Genomic DNA, 17398 nt, shown 5'->3' with positions numbered 1-17398 from the left:
GGCGAACTGGGCACCGTAAAAGGCGTTCCGCCCGGTTACGACTGAGGTGGCGTAGATAGCCGGTCGAGGCTCCGCAGAAACGTATCCGCCGACTCGTAACCCACCACACGAAGCACTTCGGCGCCGCTTTGATCGAAGAAGATGATGCCCGGCGGCCCGAACAGCTTGAAGCGCTTCAGCAGCGCCTGGTCGTCCGGCGTGTTCGCGGTCACATCCGCGCGCAACAGATTGAGTTGCTGCAGACGGGTATGCACGCGTGGGTCGCTAAAGGTGAACTTCTCCATCTCCTTGCAGCTCACGCACCAGTCCGCATAGAAATCGAGCATCGCCGGCTGGGCGGCGGTCTTGACGGCCTGGTCGAGCTCAGTCGTTGACCGGACCGGCGCAAATGTGAGGCTGTTCGCAGGCGCAGCATTCGGCGCGCCTGAGGGCGTGCCGGCCACTTCGCTCACGCCGCCACGCGCGGCCAGTACCGCTAGCGGTTTCAGCGGATCCGACGAGCCGGCTGCGAGCCCGACCAGCAGCACCGCCGCCCAGATGGTCAGCGCGACGCCCAGACCGCGGCCGAGCCGGCGCCACAGCGAACTCGTGCCAGCCGGCGGCGAGAACAATCCCAGCGCGGCCGCCGCAACCAGCAACCACAACGCGCTCAGCAACATTTGCGCAACCGCCCCCAGCACCGGCCAGACGATCCACAGTGCGGCGGCAAGCAGGACCACGCCGAAGAACACCTTCACACCGTCCATCCATGCGCCCGCACGCGGCAGGAACGTACCTGCGCCGAGACCGATGATCAAAAGCGGAACACCGAGGCCGATGCCCATCGAGAACAGCGCGGCCCCGCCGAGCACCGCGTTACCGGTATGCGCGACAAACGCGAGGATGACGAAGAGCGGCGCGGTCATACATGCACCTACAACCAGCGCGGACAGCGCGCCCATGGCCGCCACGGCCGCGAATTTGCCACCCGAGCGCCCTTGCGATGCACGCGAGGCGCCATCCTGCCAACGCTGCGGCAAGGCGATGTCATAACCGGCTATCAGCGTCACGGCAAACCCCGTCAGGAGCACGCCGAATGCACCCAGCACCCAAGGATTCTGCAGCCACGCGCCAAGGCTCTGGCCAACCAACGCCGCGGCGATCCCGAGCGCCGTGTAGACCAGCGCCATGCCGATAACATACGCCAGCGAAAGCGCGAAGCCACGCCCACGGGTCACGCGCGCCCCTTCACCGATGATGATCGCCGACAGGATCGGAATCATCGGATACGAACACGGCAGCAGGCTAAGCACAGCCCCGGCGACGAAGAACAAGCCGACGATCGCAAAGAAGCTACCGCCTTGCAGGAGCGACTGCGCATAGTCGGCGCTGGTCGTACGTTCGTACCAGGAAGGGGCGTCACCTGCTGGCGCGCGGCTTTGCGCGACCTGTGCGACGGCCGCAGCGGGCGCTTCAGCGGTAGCGGCGTGCAGCGCGGCGCCGTCGACGTGGTACACGCGCTCCATGGGCGGATAGCAAATGCCTGCGTCGGCACATCCCTGGGAAGTTACGGCCAGGTCGAACGGTCCCGGCGCCTGCTTCACCGGGATGCGAATCGTCAACTCATTGCGGTACGTCTCGACGTTCTTCGCGAAGGTCTCGTCATACTTCACGTGACCGGTCGGCAACTGAGGATCGCCAATCGTCACGGTACCGTTGCGAGTGGCGAACGAGAATCGCTCCCGATACATGTAATAACCGTCGGCGATCTTGTAGTGAACCAGCACTTCGCCGGGCTGCTCGGTCGCGCTGAACTTGAAGGCGACCGCCGGATCGAGGAAATCATCCGCGGCATGCGCCGCGCCGGCGGACATCAGAACAAGCAGCAGGCAGGAGATAAACAGGACGGCCGCGCGCAGCGACTCGCGCCCCCGTTGGTGCAGAGCGTTAAACATGAACAGGACGTTGAGTTTCAGCAATGACCCACTGGCCGTAGGCTACGGAAGCCGTGGCTTGCCAGCAGAGGATTTCGGGGGTGTCGTACGGATGGTGCTTCTGGATGAACAGTTCGAGCTCCAGAGCCCGGACGGCGCTCGTTTTGAAGAGCAATTGAATCTCGTCTGCGGACTCGATTTTGCCTTGCCAGTGGTAGCTCGAATGGACGGCTCCCTGCTGACTGACGCAGGCGGCAAGCCGAGCGTCGAGCACCTGCGCCGCGAGCTTCTCTGCGGGGTCCGCGTCGGGCACGGTCGTCAGGATCAACGTCACATTCGAACTCACAGACAGCTCCGGCAAGGTCTAACAGGTGTGCCGCTATCGTATCACCGGAGCCGGTCGGCCGCAGAGGCTGCCTGAAGGCTATCTGAAGGCTATCTGTGGGCTAACGCGGAAGCTGCACAGCCGGCGGCGCCTCGGTGTTTTTGCGCCGCCACAAACAAAAAGGCCAGGCATTCGCCTGGCCTCTTCGCCTATGCAGGAAGCTTATTCAGCTTCTTGCACTTCAACTTCTTCGACTTCCGGACGGTCCATCAATTCGACCAGTGCCATCGGTGCATTGTCGCCAACGCGGAAACCGAACTTCAGGATGCGCAGGTAGCCACCCGGACGGTTCGCGAAACGCGGGCCGAGCACGTCGAACAGCTTCGAAACGGAGTCACGATCGCGCAGGCGGTTGAACGCCAGACGACGATTTGCCAGCGACGGCTTCTTGCCGAGCGTGATCAGCGGCTCGACGACTTTACGGAGTTCCTTCGCCTTCGGCAGCGTCGTCTTGATGACTTCGTGCTCGATCAGCGAGTTGGACATGTTACGGAGCATTGCCAGACGGTGGCTGCTCGTGCGGTTCAGTTTCCGCAGACCATGACGGTGACGCATGTTAATTCCTTCGATTCAAAGTTTTGGTCCAGCTCTTCTATCGCGCTCGGCGAACCCGGAGGGTTGCGAGTGCACGGGCCGGTAGTGAAAAAAGGCAAGACGCGGATTTTAAAGGAAAATCCGCGTCCGTGCCAGTAGTGCAGCGGTGACTTTCGTCCCGGATGCAGCCTCAATTACTTGTCCAGCCCAGCCGGCGGCCAGTTTTCGAGCTTCATGCCGAGCGTCAAACCACGCGACGCCAGTACTTCCTTGATTTCGTTCAGCGACTTGCGGCCCAGATTCGGCGTCTTCAGCAGCTCGTTTTCCGTGCGCTGGATCAGGTCGCCGATGTAGTAAATGTTCTCGGCCTTCAAGCAGTTCGCGGAACGAACCGTCAGTTCGAGATCATCCACCGGACGCAGCAGGATCGGATCGATCTGCGGCGCACGCGACGGCGCTTCCGCCGTAGCTTCGGTGCCTTCCAGAGCAGCGAACACCGACAGTTGATCGACCAGAATGCGTGCCGATTGACGGATCGCTTCTTCCGGCGAAATCACACCGTTGGTTTCGATGTTCATCACGAGCTTGTCGAGGTCGGTACGCTGTTCGACACGCGCGCTTTCCACGGCGTAGCTCACACGGCGAACCGGCGAGAACGACGCGTCCAGCACGATACGGCCGATGATCTTGGCCGACTCTTCGCCGTAACGACGCACGTTACCCGGCACGTAACCGCGGCCCTTTTCGACCTTGATCTGCACGTCGAGCTTGCCGCCCTTCGACAGATGCGCAATCACGTGATCCGGATTGATCACTTCGCAATCGTGCGCGAGTTCGATGTCGCCAGCGGTGACAACGCCTTCGCCTTCCTTGCGCAGCGTAACCGTCACTTCGTCACGGTTATGCAGCTTGAAGACCACGCCCTTCAGGTTCAGCAGCAGGTTGACTACGTCCTCTTGCACACCGTCGAGCGTCGAATACTCGTGAACCACGCCTGCGATCGTCACTTCGGTCGGCGCGTAGCCGATCATCGACGACAGCAGCACGCGCCGGAGCGCGTTACCCAAGGTGTGGCCGTAACCGCGTTCAAACGGTTCCATGACCACTTTCGCATGGCTCTCACCAAGCGATTCAACAGCGATGATCTTGGGCTTCAACAAACTGGTTTGCATAGGTTTTCCTTTTCAATACCCTCGGCTCGTTACACCGATAAGGCTGACCGGTAACAACCTGAAAATAAACAGCCGAGGCGCCCCCTTGCGCATCGCAATCAGGGTGCCCCGGCCGTCAATCCGATTACCGCGAATACAATTCGACGATCAGGCTTTCGTTGATATCGCCAGCGATATCGCTGCGTTCCGGCTTGCTCTTGAACGTGCCTTCGAACTTCTTCGAATCGACAGCGACCCAGCTTGCCAGACCACCTTGCTCAGCCAGCGACAGCGCTTCGACGATACGCGCTTGCTTCTTCGACTGTTCGCGGACAGCGACGACGTCACCTGCCTTAACTTGCATCGACGGGATGTTCGACACCACGCCGTTCACCATGATCGCCTTGTGGCTCACGAGCTGACGTGCTTCAGCGCGCGTCGAGCCGAAGCCCATGCGATACACGACGTTGTCGAGACGCGACTCGAGCAGTTGCAGCAGGTTTTCACCCGTGTTGCCCTTGAGGCGGTCGGCTTCAGCGAAGTAACGGCGGAACTGGCGCTCGAGCACACCGTAGATGCGCTTCACTTTTTGCTTTTCGCGCAGCTGCGTGCCGTAGTCGGACGTACGGGCACCCGAGGTGCGGCCATGTTGGCCAGGCTTGCTGTCAAGCTTGCACTTGTCAGCCAGCGAACGACGGGCGCTCTTCAGGAAGAGGTCAGTGCCTTCACGGCGGGACAGCTTGGCCTTAGGGCCGATATAACGTGCCACGTTGATTCCTTCTATGATTGATCACGCGAACTCGCGTTCACGCTAGTCCGAACCCTTTGGGTCGAACGGTGGGCTTAGTCAATTCAATAACGCAAGCAGCCCGTCGTCGCCGGCACACAACCCGGCGGCAACAGGCGCTCGCGAAACCAGCGTCTTAGATACGACGACGCTTCGGCGGACGGCAGCCGTTGTGCGGTACCGGCGTCACGTCGGAGATCGCGGTGATCTTGATGCCAAGACCATGCAACGCGCGCACCGCGGACTCACGGCCAGGGCCAGGGCCCTTGATCCGCACTTCGAGGTTCTTCACGCCGTATTCCATCGCCACGCGGCCAGCCGATTCGGCTGCCACCTGGGCTGCAAACGGGGTCGATTTACGCGAACCCTTGAAGCCCTGACCACCCGACGTTGCCCAGGCAAGTGCATTGCCTTGACGATCGGTGATCGTGATGATGGTGTTGTTGAACGACGCGTGAACGTGAACCACGCCCTCGGCGACGTTCTTCTTGACCTTCTTGCGAACGCGTTGCGCCGCGGAGTTGTTCGAAGCCTTAGCCATTACGTTTTCCTGTAACTGTCAGTTCCGCTTACTTCTTCAGCGATTGCGCTGCACGACGCGGACCCTTGCGCGTACGGGCATTCGTACGCGTGCGTTGGCCACGCAGGGGCAAGCCCTTACGGTGACGCACGCCACGATAGCAGCCGAGATCCATCAGGCGCTTGATGTTCATCGTTGTTTCACGGCGAAGATCGCCTTCAACGATGAACTTGCCGACTTCTTCACGCAGCTTTTCGAGGTCTGCGTCGTTCAGGTCCTTGACCTTCTTCGAAAATGCCACACCAGCAGCGACGCAAATGTCGCGCGAGCGCGTGCGGCCAATACCGTAAATTGCCGTCAGGCCAATTTCGGTATGCTGGTGATTCGGGATGTTAACCCCTGCGATACGAGCCATTGTTTTTCCTCAAACAAAAAGCGCAAGCAAAAGCGCGGCGTTCAGCCTTGACGCTGTTTGTGGCGCGGATCAGAGCTGCAAATCACGCGCACAACGCCTTTGCGCTTGATGATCTTGCAATTGCGGCAAATGCGCTTAACCGATGCCATCACTTTCATGATATTACCCTTTTTTCAAATCACTTCGCCCGGAACACGATCCGCGCACGCGACAGATCGTAAGGCGTCAATTCAACCGTCACCTTGTCGCCCGGCAGGATTCGGATGTAGTGCATCCGCATCTTGCCGGATATGTGTCCCAATACGACATGGCCGTTTTCCAGCTTCACCCTGAAGGTAGCATTAGGCAGGTTTTCGATGACTTCACCCTGCATCTGGATCACATCGTCTTTGGCCATAAGTCCTTTCAACGCATCGGGACGCCGCCGCCTTTGAAATTGGCTTTCTTCAGCAGCGATTCATACTGTTGCGACATAACGTACGACTGCACCTGCGCCATGAAATCCATTGTGACGACGACAATGATCAGCAGCGACGTTCCACCAAAATAAAACGGCACGTTCCAGCGCAGCACCAGAAATTCGGGCAGCAGACACACGAACACGATGTAGATCGCACCGGCCAGCGTCAGACGCGTGAGGATGCGGTCGATATATCGAGCCGTCTGGTCGCCCGGGCGGATACCCGGAACGAAAGCGCCGCTCTTCTTCAGGTTGTCGGCCGTCTCTCTGCTGTTAAACACCAGTGCGGTGTAGAAAAAGCAGAAGAAAACGATCGCCAACGCGTACAACAACACATACACCGGTTGACCAGGCTTAAGGGCCTCAGCCACGTTGTGCAGTGTGTCTGCGAACCAGCTGTTACGCGACCCCGAACTAAACCAGTTCAGGATAGTTGCCGGGAAGAGAATGATCGACGATGCAAAGATCGGCGGAATCACGCCCGACATGTTCAGCTTCAGCGGCAGATGTGACGACTGCCCGCCGTAAATCTTGTTACCGACCTGCCGCTTCGCATAGTTCACGAGGATCTTGCGCTGGCCGCGTTCAATGAACACCACCAGATACGTCACAGCAGCAATCAGTGCAACCACGATAATCGCCGAGACCGGACCCATCGAACCGGTTTGCACCAGTGAGAACAGTCCGCCGATCGCATTCGGGAAACCCGCTGCAATCCCGCCGAAAATAATGATCGAGATGCCGTTGCCAAGCCCGCGCTCCGTGATCTGCTCACCCAGCCACATCAGGAACATCGTGCCGGTCACCAGCGTTACGACCGTTGTCAGCCGGAACACCATACCCGGATCGATCACAAGGCCTTGCTGATTCTCAAGCGCGACGGCAATGCCGAACGCCTGGAACGTCGCCAGCAGGACCGTAAAGACACGCGTGTACTGCGTAATCTTCCGTTGACCCGCCTGCCCTTCTTTCTTCAGCGCTTCCATTTGCGGCGAGACGATCGCCAGCAACTGCATGATGATCGACGCCGAAATGTACGGCATGATCCCAAGCGCGAAAATCGTGAACCGCGAAAGTGCGCCACCCGAGAACATGTTGAACATGCCAAGGATGCCACCCGACTGGCTTTGGAACAGCTTTGCCAGTTGCTCCGGATCAATACCCGGAACCGGAATATGCGCGCCGATACGGTAGACGACCAGCGCCAGCAGCAGGAACACTGCACGCCGACGCAGATCGCCAAACTTCGCCGCGCTTCGACCGGGTTTTGCGAGACTCGGGCTGTTAGCCAAGTAGCTTCTCCGATGCAAATGCTAGTGACGGCAAACGACTTGCACGTTACTCGGCAAAGGAGCCGCCAGCTGCTTCAATCGCAGCGCGCGCACCCTTCGTCGCACCCAGACCCTTCACAACGATCTTGCGCTTCAGCTCGCCCGTCGCGATGATCTTGGCGCTCTTGATCAGCTCACCGACCAGGCCGGCTTGCTTCAGAGCGAGCAGATCGATTTCGTCGACCGGCAGCTTTTCCAGATCCGAGAGACGCACTTCACCAACGAATTCCTTCGTCAGCGAGGTGAAGCCGCGCTTCGGCAGGCGACGTTGCAGCGGCATTTGACCGCCTTCGAAGCCCACCTTGTGGAAGCCGCCCGAACGCGATTTCTGACCCTTGTGACCACGGCCAGCCGTCTTGCCGAGGCCCGAACCGATACCACGACCCACGCGACGCTTTGCGTGCTTCGAGCCTTCGGCCGGCTTCAGGTTATTCAATTCCATTATCAACTCCTTGAGTCCGGGTCAGCCGCTTAGCTGATGACCTTAACGAGGTACGAAACCTTGTTGATCATGCCGCGCACAGCCGGCGTGTCTTGCAACTCGCTAACCGAGTTGAGTCGACGCAGGCCCAAGCCACGCACCGTAGCGCGGTGCGTTTCGCGGGTCCCGATCAGGCTCTTGACGAGCTGAACCTTGACAGTTTTATCAGACATGGTGTCCACCTTTAGCCCAGAATTTCTTCGACGGACTTGCCACGCTTCGCCGCGATGTCGCTCGGCGTGGACTGCTTGCGCAGGCCGTCGAGCGTTGCACGAACGAGGTTGTAGGGGTTCGTCGAACCGTGGCTCTTGGCCACCACATTCTGCACGCCCATCACGTCGAACACTGCGCGCATCGGGCCGCCGGCGATCACACCGGTACCGTCCTTGGCCGGAGCCAGGAGGACCATCGATGCGCCGTGCTTACCGTGCACTTCGTGTTGCAGGGTACCGTTCTTCAGCGGCACCTTGAACATGTTGCGGCGGGCTTGTTCCATCGCCTTCTGAACAGCGACCGGCACTTCCTTCGCCTTGCCCTTGCCCATACCGACGCGGCCATCACCGTCGCCGACCACGGTCAGTGCGGCAAAACCGAGAATCCGGCCGCCCTTCACAACCTTGGTCACGCGGTTGACCGAAATCATCTTTTCGCGCAGGCCGTCGTCGCGTTCGTCAGCCTGAACTTTCGCTTGCATCTTTGCCATGACGAATTCTTCCCTTAGAACTTGAGTCCGGCTTCGCGCGCCGCATCAGCCAGCGCTTTCACGCGGCCGTGGTAACGGAAACCCGAACGGTCGAAGGCGACGGATTCGATGCCGGCAGCCTTAGCCTTTTCTGCAATGCGCTTGCCGATCAGCGTAGCAGCAGCAACGTTGCCGCCCTTACCCGTTTGATCAGCCAGTTGCGCACGCACTTCGGCTTCGAGCGTCGACGCGCTGGCGAGCACCTTGGTGCCGCACGGCGAGAACACTTGCGCATAGATGTGCGTGTTCGTGCGATGCACGGCGAGACGCGCGACCTGCAGCTCAGCGATCTTGATACGCGTCTGACGAGCGCGGCGCAGGCGAGATTGAGTCTTATCCATGATTGCGCACCCTTACTTCTTCTTCGTTTCTTTGAGGATCACAACCTCGTTGGCGTAACGCACACCCTTGCCCTTGTAGGGCTCCGGCGGACGATAGCCGCGCACTTCTGCAGCGACCTGGCCAACTTGTTGCTTATTGATCCCCTTGATCACGATTTCGGTTTGCGTCGGGGTTTCAGCCTTGACGCCTTCCGGCATCTGGTGCACCACGGGGTGCGAGAAACCCAGCGACAGGTTCAGCTTGTCGCCTTGCGCTTGTGCGCGGTAACCGACGCCAACCAGCGTCAGCTTGCGCTCGAAACCCTTCGTCACGCCGTTCACCATGTTCGCAACCAGTGCGCGCATCGTGCCCGACATCGCGTTCGCTTCGCGGCTTTCGTCAACCGGCTCGAACTTCAGCGTGCCGTTGTCGTTCACCACTTTTACGAGGCGGTTTGCAGCTTGCGTAATCGTGCCCAGCGGACCCTTGACGGTGATGCGTTCGTCGCTCAGGGCCACTTCTGCGCCTTGCAGCGCGATCGGGCTTTTACCTACTCGAGACATGTTTCTCTCCTTTCGGCCTTAAGCGACGTAGCAGATGACTTCGCCGCCAACGCCCGTAGCGCGCGCCTTGCGGTCCGTCATCACGCCCTTCGGCGTCGACACGATTGCCACGCCGAGGCCATTCATGACCACGGGGATGTCGTTACGGCCGCGGTACACACGCAGACCAGGCTTCGAAACGCGTTCAATGCGTTCGATGACCGGACGGCCAGCGTAGTACTTCAACACGATGTTCAATTCCGACTTCGCACCTTCAGACTTCACTGCGAAATCGTCGATATACCCTTCGTCCTTCAGGACTTGCGCGATCGCAACCTTCACTTTCGACGAGGGCATTTGCACCGAAACCTTCTCAACCATCTGCGCGTTGCGGATGCGAGTCAGCATATCGGCGATAGGATCACTCATGCTCATTTACGTTTCTCCTATTACCAGCTCGCCTTGGTCAGGCCAGGGATCTCGCCGCGGAACGCGATTTCGCGAATCTTGTTACGCGCCAGCCCGAATTTACGGAACGTACCGCGCGGACGACCAGTGATCGCGCAACGGTTGCGCTTACGGGTCGGGTTAGAGTTGCGCGGCAGTTGTTGCAGTTCGAGACGGGCTGCGTAGTGCTCTTCGTCCGACTTGCTCATATCGCCAATGATCGCCTTCAACTCGTTACGCTTGGGAGCGTACTTTGCAGCGAGGCGAGCACGCTTCTTTTCACGTTCGATCAGTGCCAGTTTAGCCACGGTAACCTCAGTTTCTGAACGGGAACTTGAAGCTGGCGAGCAGAGCCTTTGCTTCGTCGTCGGTCTTCGCAGTCGTCGTGATGCTGATGTTCAGCCCACGCAGTGCGTCGATCTTGTCGTAGTCGATTTCGGGGAAAATGATCTGCTCTTTCACACCGATGTTGTAGTTGCCGCGACCATCGAACGCACGACCCGACACGCCACGGAAGTCGCGCACACGGGGGAGCGCAACCGTCACGAAACGGTCCAAAAATTCGTACATTGCTTGACCACGCAACGTGACCATTGCACCGATCGGATAGCCTTGACGGATCTTGAAGCCAGCGATTGCCTTGCGTGCCTTCGTGATCACCGGCTTCTGGCCAGCAATCTTCGTCAGGTCGCCAACGGCGTTTTCGATGATCTTCTTGTCAGCAACCGCTTCGCCAAGGCCCATGTTCAGGGTGATCTTGGTGATGCGCGGCACTTCCATCACGGACTTGTAACCGAACTTCTCGATGAGGCCGGGTACAACCTTTTCTTTGTAAAACTCTTGCAAACGAGCCATTTTTTTACTCCGCAGCGTCAGGCGCTCAGCTCAGCACCGGTCGTCTTGAGGAAACGGACCTTCTTGTCCCCCTCGACCTTGATGCCTACACGCGATGCCTTGCCATTCGCGTCGACCAATGCGACGTTCGAAATTTGCAGCGGCATCGTCTTGGCTTCCACGCCGCCCGTCGTACCCTTCATCGGGTTCGGCTTGACATGCTTCTTGACGAGGTTGATACCCTCGACAACAACTTTGTCTTCGCCAACGGACAGCACGATGCCGCGCTTGCCCTTGTCCTTGCCGGTGATGACGATAACTTCGTCACCTTTGCGAATCTTGTTCATCGCGACTCCTTACAGCACTTCCGGTGCCAGCGAAACGATCTTCATGAATCGTTCGCTACGCAACTCGCGCGTGACAGGCCCGAAAATACGGGTGCCAATAGGTTCGAGCTTGGCATTCAACAACACAGCGGCGTTGCCGTCGAACTTGATCAGCGAGCCGTCTTGACGACGAACGCCCTTGGCGGTACGAACCACCACGGCGTTATAAATTTCGCCTTTCTTCACGCGCCCGCGCGGCGTTGCTTCTTTGACGGTCACCTTGATGATGTCGCCAATGCTGGCATAACGACGCTTCGAGCCGCCGAGCACCTTGATGCACATGACTTCACGCGCACCCGTGTTGTCGGCCACTTCAAGCCGAGTTTCGGTCTGGATCATGGTTTATCTTTCCCAACTTAATCCGGTCACACCACCATGGCGTACCCGGTCAGTCTTGGTCCCGTCAGCCAATCGGCTGCTTGGGTTAGAACAGCAGCGACGGCAAACGAAACCCGCCATCGCAATCCGGTGAATCCTTCGGAACAGACTGGCGCCTGAACCGCTTCCCCCACCAACTTCGCCCGCGACGGGGCTCCCACAAAGAGGGAAGACCGAGATTATAACAAATAATCTCGGCCTTGCAAGCGAAACTTACTGCGATTTCAACTACTTCTACAACTTGTTGCGTCAGATGACGCGAGCAGCCTCGACCAGGCGAGCCACAACCCAAGCTTTCGTCTTAGAAATCGGACGCGTTTCCTGGATTTCAACGAGGTCGCCCTCGTTGTACGTGTTCGCATCGTCGTGCGCGTGGTACTTCTTCGAACGCACAACGTACTTGCCGTAGATCGGGTGCTTCACGCGGTGCTCAACCAGCACGGTGACCGTCTTGTCCATCTTGTTGCTGACGACCTTGCCGACCAGCGTCCGCTTGAGCGAGGTTTTTACGCTATCGTTCATTTCTGGTTCGCCTTCTCAGTCAGGACGGTCCGCACACGTGCGATGTCGCGACGGACCTTCTTTAGCTGGCTCGTGTTCGTGAGCTGCTGGGTCGCGAGTTGCATGCGCAGGCCGAATTGCGCCTTCAACAGGTCCGACAGCTCCTTGTTGAGCGCGGCCTGATCTTTCTGGTGAAGTTCGGAAGCCTTCATCATTTGCTCCTTAGGCGCCGAGCTGACGAACGATAACGGTCGTCTTGAGCGGCAGCTTCGCTGCAGCCAGACGGAACGCTTCGCGTGCCAACTCTTCGGTTACGCCGTCCATTTCGTACAGCATCTTGCCCGGTTGAATCTCTGCGACGTAGTACTCAGGGTTACCTTTACCGTTACCCATACGTACTTCAGCCGGCTTATGCGAGATCGGCTTGTCCGGGAAAATGCGGATCCAGATACGGCCACCACGCTTGATGTGACGGGTCATTGCACGACGCGCCGCTTCAATCTGGCGCGCGGTCAGACGACCACGACCGATAGCCTTCAGACCGTATTCACCGAACGACACCGCGTTGCCGCGGGTAGCGATACCGGTGTTACGACCCTTCTGCTCTTTGCGATACTTTCTGCGTTTCGGTTGCAGCATCGTTATTCTCCAGTCTTGCCGTCACCGCCGGCGCCGCCAGCACCACCCGTACGACGCGGGGCGCCACGGCGTGCACCTGCCGGAGCAGCACCTTCACCATCGCGACGCGGACGGCGATCGCCACCCGGACGTGCGTTACGGCGCGGACGCTTTTCTTCGGCGACTTCTTCAACCACCGGTGCGTCGTTGCGGCCGAGCGTGTCGCCCTTGTAGACCCACACCTTCACACCGATGATGCCGTACGTCGTCTTCGCTTCCGAAGTTGCGTAGTCGATGTCAGCGCGCAGCGTATGAAGGGGCACGCGACCTTCGCGATACCATTCCGTACGAGCGATTTCGATGCCGTTCAGACGGCCAGCGCTCATGATCTTGATGCCTTGAGCACCCAGACGCATGGCGTTTTGCATTGCACGCTTCATCGCGCGGCGGAACATAATCCGGCGCTCGAGCTGTTGCGTGATCGAATCGGCGATCAGTTGCGCATCGGTTTCCGGCTTGCGGATTTCTTCGATGTTGACGTGGACCGGAACGCCCATGCGGCGTTGCAGTTCCGACTTCAGCAGCTCGATATCCTCGCCCTTCTTACCGATGACCACACCCGGACGCGAGCTATAAATCGTGATGCGCGCGTTCTTCGCCGGACGCTCGATAACGACGCGACCAACCGAAGCGTTCTTCAGCTTCTTCTTCAGGTACTCACGTACACCGATGTCTTCCTGCAACATCGCCGCGAAATTGTTGTTGTTCGCGTACCAACGCGACGCCCAATTGCGGCTGACGGCCAAACGGAAGCCAGTCGGATGAATTTTCTGTCCCATCGTATGACCCCTTAGTTACCGACCGTCACAGTGATGTGACAGGATTGCTTCTCGATGCGGTTACCACGGCCTTTAGCGCGCGCGGTAAAACGCTTGAGAGAGGCAGCCTTGTCGACGTAGATGCTCGTGATCTTGAGCTCGTCGATATCGGCGCCTTCGTTGTGCTCCGCATTCGCGATCGCCGACAGCACGACCTTTTTCACGATTCCCGCAGCCTTCTTCGGCGAGAACGTCAGAACGTTCAGCGCCTTGTCGACCGGCAAACCGCGGATCTGGTCGGCCACAAGGCGCGTTTTCTGCGCCGAGATGCGGGCACCGCGATGAATTGCTTTCACTTCCATCATGAGCCCCTTATTTCTTAGCCTTCTTGTCGGCTGCGTGACCCTTGAACGTACGGGTCAATGCAAACTCGCCAAGCTTATGGCCGACCATGTTTTCCGAGATGTACACCGGAACGTGTTGACGGCCGTTGTGCACAGCAATCGTCAGACCGATGAAATCCGGCAGAATCGTCGAACGACGCGACCAGGTTTTGATCGGCTTCTTGTCACGCGAAGCTGCAGCCGCCTCAACTTTCTTCAGCAAATGGGCGTCGCAGAACGGACCTTTTTTTACAGAACGTGCCATTGCCTACTCCTTAACGCTTGTGACGGCGCTGGACGATCATGCTCGTCGTGCGCTTGTTGCTGCGGGTACGATAACCCTTCGTAGGCGTGCCCCACGGGCTCACCGGGTCGCGACCTGCAGCCGTCTTGCCTTCACCACCGCCGTGCGGGTGATCGACCGGGTTCATTGCAACGCCACGCACCGTCGGGCGGATACCGCGCCAGCGGTTCGCGCCAGCCTTACCGATTTGACGGAGGCTGTGCTCTTCGTTGCCAACTTCACCAATCGTCGCGCGGCATTCAACGTGAACGCGGCGGATTTCACCCGAGCGCAGGCGGACCTGTGCGTAGGTACCTTCACGAGCCAGCAGCATCGCCGACGTACCAGCCGAACGCGCCATTTGCGCGCCTTTGCCCGGCAGCATTTCGATGCAGTGAATCGTCGTACCGACCGGAATGTTACGGATCGGCAGCGTGTTGCCTGCGCGGATCGGCGCTTCCGAACCGGACATCAGTTGCTGGCCGACGGTAACGCCCTTCGGTGCAATGATGTAACGGCGTTCGCCGTCTGCGTACAGAACCAGCGCGATGTTCGCGCTACGGTTCGGATCGTACTCAAGACGTTCGACCTTTGCCGGAATGCCATCCTTCGTGCGACGGAAGTCGACGACACGATAGTGATGCTTGTGACCACCACCCTTATGGCGCGTGGTGATGTGGCCGTTGTTGTTACGGCCGGCGGTCGAGGATTGCGAGTCGAGCAGCGGTGCGTACGGCTTGCCCTTATGCAGATCCTTGTTGACCACCTTGACCATCGCGCGGCGACCCGGCGAAGTCGGCTTAACTTTAACGATTGCCATGATTACTTGGCCTCCGCTTCAAAGTTGATTTCCTGACCCGGCTTCAGGCAGACGTAGGCCTTCTTCACGTCCTTGCGCTTGCCCATGAAGCGGCCAAAGCGCTTTGCCTTGCCCTTCTGAACCAGCACGTTGACGGAATCGACTTCCACCTTGAACATCAGCTCAACAGCGGCCTTCACTTCCTGCTTCGTGGCATCCGGCGCGACTTCGAACACAACTTGCTCGTTCTTGTCGGCCACCAGCGTCGCCTTTTCGGAGATCACCGGCGCGAGCAGGACCTGCATCAAACGATGATCGTTCTTGCGAATCTCGCTCATGACAGCAACTCCTCGATCTGGGCGACCGCAGCCTTCGTGATCAGGATCTTCTTGAAGTAGATCAGCGACAGCGGGTCGGCGTAACGCGGCTCGACAACTGCCACATGGGCGAGGTTGCGCGACGCGAGGTACAGGTTTTCGTCAACCGTGTCGGTAATCACCAGCACGGATTCGAGACCCATCGCCTTGAATTTTTCGGCCAGCAGCTTCGTCTTCGGGGCTTCGAGCGTCAGCTCGTCCACCACCGAGATGCGGCCTTCGCGAGCCAGCTGCGAGAAGATCGAGCAGAGGCCTGCGCGATGCATCTTCTTGTTAACCTTGTGCGAAAAGTTTTCTTCCGGCGAATTCGGGAAGATACGGCCACCGCCGCGCCACAACGGGCTCGACGACATACCGGCACGGGCGCGACCCGTACCCTTTTGACGCCACGGCTTCTTGGTCGTGTGCTTGACTTGCTCACGGTCCTTCTGCGCGCGGTTACCGCTGCGTGCGTTAGCCTGGTAGGCCACCACAACCTGGTGAATCAGGGCTTCGTTGTAATCACGGCCGAACACGACGTCCGACGCGCTCACAGCTGCGCCTTCCTGACCATTGGCATTCAGGAGCTTAAGTTCCATTATTTCGCTCCTTTCACGGCGCGCGTCTTCACGGCCGGCGTCACGAAAACCTTGCCGCCCTTAGCACCCGGCACGGCACCCTTGACCAGCAACAGCTTGCGGTCGGCGTCGATACGAGCGATTTCGAGGTTTTGCACGGTTACCGTATCGTCACCCATGTGACCGGTCATGCGCTTACCCGGGAAAACACGACCCGGATCCTGCGCCATACCGATCGAACCCGGCACGTTGTGCGAGCGCGAGTTACCGTGCGATGCACGGCCGGATGCGAAGTTGTAACGCTTGATGGTACCGGCGTAGCCCTTACCGATCGACACGCCTTGCACGTCGACCTTTTGGCCTACTTCGAAGAGGTCGGGGCCAACCACGGTGCCGTTCGACAGCTCGGCAGCCTTAGCGGCATCGATCTTGAATTCTTTGAGGATTTCACCGGCTTCAACACCGGCTTTGGCGAGATGACCTGCCAGCGGCTTCGTCACGCGCGATGCACGGCGCGTACCGAATGCAACCTGAACGGCCGTGTAGCCATCGGTTTCCACAGTCTTGATCTGCGTCACGCGGTTGTCGGACACGTCCAGAACGGTGACGGGAATCGAATCCCCTTCAGCCGTAAAGATACGGGTCATGCCAACCTTGCGACCTACGAGTCCAAGGCTCATCGTTTTCTCCATTCCCGACTGCGATTGGTCGGGGCTAATTTACAAAATGCCGGTGCCGTTTCGGGCATGCGCCTCGGATGAAGCGATGCTCAGCACACCGACTTTTTTGCGCAAATGCGCGAAAAGCCCACTATTATAGCGAGGCTTTTCGTTTTCCGCAAGCAATCAATGACTTAGCGATGCCCAGTGGACCGGACATCGCCGCAAAGCCTTATTGCAGCTTGATTTCCACGTCCACACCAGCCGGCAGATCGAGCTTCATCAGTGCGTCGACGGTCTTGTCCGTCGGGTCAACGATGTCCATCAGGCGTTGGTGGGTGCGGATTTCGAGCTGGTCGCGCGACGTCTTGTTGACGTGCGGCGAACGCAGGATGTCGAAACGTTGAATACGGGTCGGCAGGGGCACCGGACCACGAACGATTGCGCCAGTCCGCTTTGCCGTGTCGACGATTTCAGCCGCCGATTGATCGATCAGGCGATAGTCGAAAGCCTTCAGGCGAATGCGGATTTTCTGGTTCTGCATGACAATTCCTTGGAAAAGAGCGAGGCGATGTTGCACCGCCAAATATAAAAAGAACGTAGGACCGAACACCAACCGAGGGTGGGCGCCCGGTCCCGGGCACCTTTACTGCAAATTACTGCGACCGCAAACCCTCGATTTTACTCGAGAATCTTGGCGACAACACCTGCGCCGACGGTACGGCCACCTTCGCGGATTGCGAAGCGCAGACCTTCTTCCATCGCGATCGGGTTGA

32 protein-coding genes are annotated in these 17398 nt (G+C 58.9%); all 32 read right to left on the bottom strand.

Annotated elements, in window-relative coordinates; all coding sequences use genetic code 11:
* Positions 1-35: 35 nt before the first annotated feature.
* The gene (dsbD, locus tag BLQ92_RS37700; protein ID WP_090695800.1) at positions 36-1934 is read right to left on the bottom strand and encodes a protein-disulfide reductase DsbD; all 1899 of its coding nucleotides are present in this window, start codon (positions 1932-1934) and stop codon (positions 36-38) included.
* Positions 1927-2259 (bottom strand): divalent-cation tolerance protein CutA, encoded by a 333-nt coding sequence (cutA, locus tag BLQ92_RS37695; RefSeq protein ID WP_090695798.1) that lies wholly within the window; start codon positions 2257-2259, stop codon positions 1927-1929. The genes dsbD and cutA overlap by 8 nt, the downstream gene beginning before the upstream one ends.
* A gap of 201 nt (positions 2260-2460) precedes the next feature.
* On the bottom strand, positions 2461-2853 hold the full coding sequence (gene rplQ / locus BLQ92_RS37690; RefSeq protein ID WP_074262693.1) for a 50S ribosomal protein L17: 393 nt from the start codon (positions 2851-2853) through the stop codon (positions 2461-2463).
* Between the two features lie 173 nt (positions 2854-3026).
* A complete protein-coding gene (locus BLQ92_RS37685) occupies positions 3027-4004 on the bottom strand; it encodes a DNA-directed RNA polymerase subunit alpha (RefSeq protein ID WP_006052226.1) in 978 nt (325 codons plus the stop codon).
* A 124-nt stretch (positions 4005-4128) separates the two neighbouring features.
* Positions 4129-4752, bottom strand: a complete 624-nt coding sequence (rpsD, locus tag BLQ92_RS37680) for a 30S ribosomal protein S4 (RefSeq protein WP_090695796.1) — start codon at positions 4750-4752, stop codon at positions 4129-4131.
* 154 nt (positions 4753-4906) lie between these two features.
* Positions 4907-5311, bottom strand: coding sequence for a 30S ribosomal protein S11 (gene rpsK / locus BLQ92_RS37675; RefSeq protein ID WP_006052224.1), 405 nt, complete (start codon positions 5309-5311; stop codon positions 4907-4909).
* Between the two features lie 28 nt (positions 5312-5339).
* Positions 5340-5705, bottom strand: a complete 366-nt coding sequence (rpsM, locus tag BLQ92_RS37670; protein WP_006052223.1) for a 30S ribosomal protein S13 — start codon at positions 5703-5705, stop codon at positions 5340-5342.
* Positions 5706-5746: 41 nt separating this feature from the next.
* Complete coding sequence (gene rpmJ / locus BLQ92_RS37665; protein WP_004199844.1) at positions 5747-5863, bottom strand: 50S ribosomal protein L36; 117 nt, start codon at positions 5861-5863, stop codon at positions 5747-5749.
* Between the two features lie 20 nt (positions 5864-5883).
* Positions 5884-6102, bottom strand: a complete 219-nt coding sequence (infA, locus tag BLQ92_RS37660) for a translation initiation factor IF-1 (RefSeq protein WP_004521905.1) — start codon at positions 6100-6102, stop codon at positions 5884-5886.
* 8 nt (positions 6103-6110) lie between these two features.
* Positions 6111-7457 (bottom strand): preprotein translocase subunit SecY, encoded by a 1347-nt coding sequence (gene secY, locus BLQ92_RS37655; RefSeq protein WP_090695794.1) that lies wholly within the window; start codon positions 7455-7457, stop codon positions 6111-6113.
* Positions 7458-7503: 46 nt separating this feature from the next.
* Positions 7504-7938 (bottom strand): 50S ribosomal protein L15, encoded by a 435-nt coding sequence (gene rplO, locus BLQ92_RS37650; RefSeq protein WP_074301421.1) that lies wholly within the window; start codon positions 7936-7938, stop codon positions 7504-7506.
* 29 nt (positions 7939-7967) lie between these two features.
* The gene (rpmD, locus tag BLQ92_RS37645; protein ID WP_007180126.1) at positions 7968-8150 is read right to left on the bottom strand and encodes a 50S ribosomal protein L30; all 183 of its coding nucleotides are present in this window, start codon (positions 8148-8150) and stop codon (positions 7968-7970) included.
* A gap of 11 nt (positions 8151-8161) precedes the next feature.
* Positions 8162-8680 (bottom strand): 30S ribosomal protein S5, encoded by a 519-nt coding sequence (gene rpsE / locus BLQ92_RS37640; protein WP_090695792.1) that lies wholly within the window; start codon positions 8678-8680, stop codon positions 8162-8164.
* A 14-nt stretch (positions 8681-8694) separates the two neighbouring features.
* A complete protein-coding gene (rplR, locus tag BLQ92_RS37635; RefSeq protein ID WP_006052218.1) occupies positions 8695-9060 on the bottom strand; it encodes a 50S ribosomal protein L18 in 366 nt (121 codons plus the stop codon).
* 12 nt (positions 9061-9072) lie between these two features.
* Positions 9073-9603 carry a 50S ribosomal protein L6 gene (gene rplF, locus BLQ92_RS37630; protein ID WP_090695789.1) on the bottom strand — a complete coding sequence of 177 codons (531 nt, stop codon included), beginning with the start codon at positions 9601-9603 and terminating at the stop codon, positions 9073-9075.
* Positions 9604-9621: 18 nt separating this feature from the next.
* Entirely contained in the window at positions 9622-10017 is a 396-nt protein-coding gene (rpsH, locus tag BLQ92_RS37625; protein ID WP_074262699.1) for a 30S ribosomal protein S8, read from the bottom strand.
* A 14-nt stretch (positions 10018-10031) separates the two neighbouring features.
* Entirely contained in the window at positions 10032-10337 is a 306-nt protein-coding gene (gene rpsN / locus BLQ92_RS37620) for a 30S ribosomal protein S14 (RefSeq protein WP_074262700.1), read from the bottom strand.
* Between the two features lie 7 nt (positions 10338-10344).
* The gene (gene rplE / locus BLQ92_RS37615; protein WP_006052214.1) at positions 10345-10884 is read right to left on the bottom strand and encodes a 50S ribosomal protein L5; all 540 of its coding nucleotides are present in this window, start codon (positions 10882-10884) and stop codon (positions 10345-10347) included.
* A gap of 17 nt (positions 10885-10901) precedes the next feature.
* Complete coding sequence (gene rplX / locus BLQ92_RS37610) at positions 10902-11210, bottom strand: 50S ribosomal protein L24 (protein WP_090695787.1); 309 nt, start codon at positions 11208-11210, stop codon at positions 10902-10904.
* A gap of 9 nt (positions 11211-11219) precedes the next feature.
* The gene (gene rplN, locus BLQ92_RS37605; RefSeq protein ID WP_006052212.1) at positions 11220-11588 is read right to left on the bottom strand and encodes a 50S ribosomal protein L14; all 369 of its coding nucleotides are present in this window, start codon (positions 11586-11588) and stop codon (positions 11220-11222) included.
* 288 nt (positions 11589-11876) lie between these two features.
* Positions 11877-12149 (bottom strand): 30S ribosomal protein S17, encoded by a 273-nt coding sequence (rpsQ, locus tag BLQ92_RS37600; RefSeq protein WP_007180129.1) that lies wholly within the window; start codon positions 12147-12149, stop codon positions 11877-11879.
* Entirely contained in the window at positions 12146-12340 is a 195-nt protein-coding gene (gene rpmC, locus BLQ92_RS37595; protein ID WP_007180130.1) for a 50S ribosomal protein L29, read from the bottom strand. The genes rpsQ and rpmC overlap by 4 nt, the downstream gene beginning before the upstream one ends.
* Positions 12341-12350: 10 nt before the next feature.
* On the bottom strand, positions 12351-12767 hold the full coding sequence (rplP, locus tag BLQ92_RS37590) for a 50S ribosomal protein L16 (protein ID WP_074262702.1): 417 nt from the start codon (positions 12765-12767) through the stop codon (positions 12351-12353).
* Between the two features lie 2 nt (positions 12768-12769).
* Entirely contained in the window at positions 12770-13585 is an 816-nt protein-coding gene (rpsC, locus tag BLQ92_RS37585) for a 30S ribosomal protein S3 (protein WP_090695785.1), read from the bottom strand.
* An 11-nt stretch (positions 13586-13596) separates the two neighbouring features.
* Entirely contained in the window at positions 13597-13929 is a 333-nt protein-coding gene (gene rplV / locus BLQ92_RS37580; protein ID WP_208449389.1) for a 50S ribosomal protein L22, read from the bottom strand.
* Between the two features lie 7 nt (positions 13930-13936).
* A complete protein-coding gene (rpsS, locus tag BLQ92_RS37575; RefSeq protein WP_004199273.1) occupies positions 13937-14212 on the bottom strand; it encodes a 30S ribosomal protein S19 in 276 nt (91 codons plus the stop codon).
* Between the two features lie 10 nt (positions 14213-14222).
* Positions 14223-15050, bottom strand: a complete 828-nt coding sequence (gene rplB, locus BLQ92_RS37570) for a 50S ribosomal protein L2 (protein WP_090695783.1) — start codon at positions 15048-15050, stop codon at positions 14223-14225.
* Positions 15051-15052: 2 nt separating this feature from the next.
* Positions 15053-15367: a 50S ribosomal protein L23 gene (rplW, locus tag BLQ92_RS37565; protein ID WP_090695781.1), complete on the bottom strand. Its 315-nt coding sequence runs from the start codon at positions 15365-15367 to the stop codon at positions 15053-15055.
* Complete coding sequence (gene rplD, locus BLQ92_RS37560; protein WP_074262706.1) at positions 15364-15984, bottom strand: 50S ribosomal protein L4; 621 nt, start codon at positions 15982-15984, stop codon at positions 15364-15366. The genes rplW and rplD overlap by 4 nt, the downstream gene beginning before the upstream one ends.
* A complete protein-coding gene (gene rplC, locus BLQ92_RS37555; protein WP_090695779.1) occupies positions 15984-16643 on the bottom strand; it encodes a 50S ribosomal protein L3 in 660 nt (219 codons plus the stop codon). Before rplC ends, rplD begins: the two co-directional genes overlap by 1 nt.
* 211 nt (positions 16644-16854) lie before the next feature.
* Positions 16855-17166 (bottom strand): 30S ribosomal protein S10, encoded by a 312-nt coding sequence (rpsJ, locus tag BLQ92_RS37550; RefSeq protein WP_006998489.1) that lies wholly within the window; start codon positions 17164-17166, stop codon positions 16855-16857.
* Between the two features lie 137 nt (positions 17167-17303).
* A partial coding sequence (locus BLQ92_RS37545) for an EF-Tu C-terminal domain-related protein (RefSeq protein ID WP_024163108.1) occupies positions 17304-17398 on the bottom strand: 95 nt, incomplete at its 5' end.

The organism is Paraburkholderia phenazinium (assembly GCF_900100735.1).
In the GTDB taxonomy this organism is placed as follows: domain Bacteria; phylum Pseudomonadota; class Gammaproteobacteria; order Burkholderiales; family Burkholderiaceae; genus Paraburkholderia; species Paraburkholderia phenazinia.
This window is presented reverse-complemented; position numbering and strand designations above follow the sequence as displayed.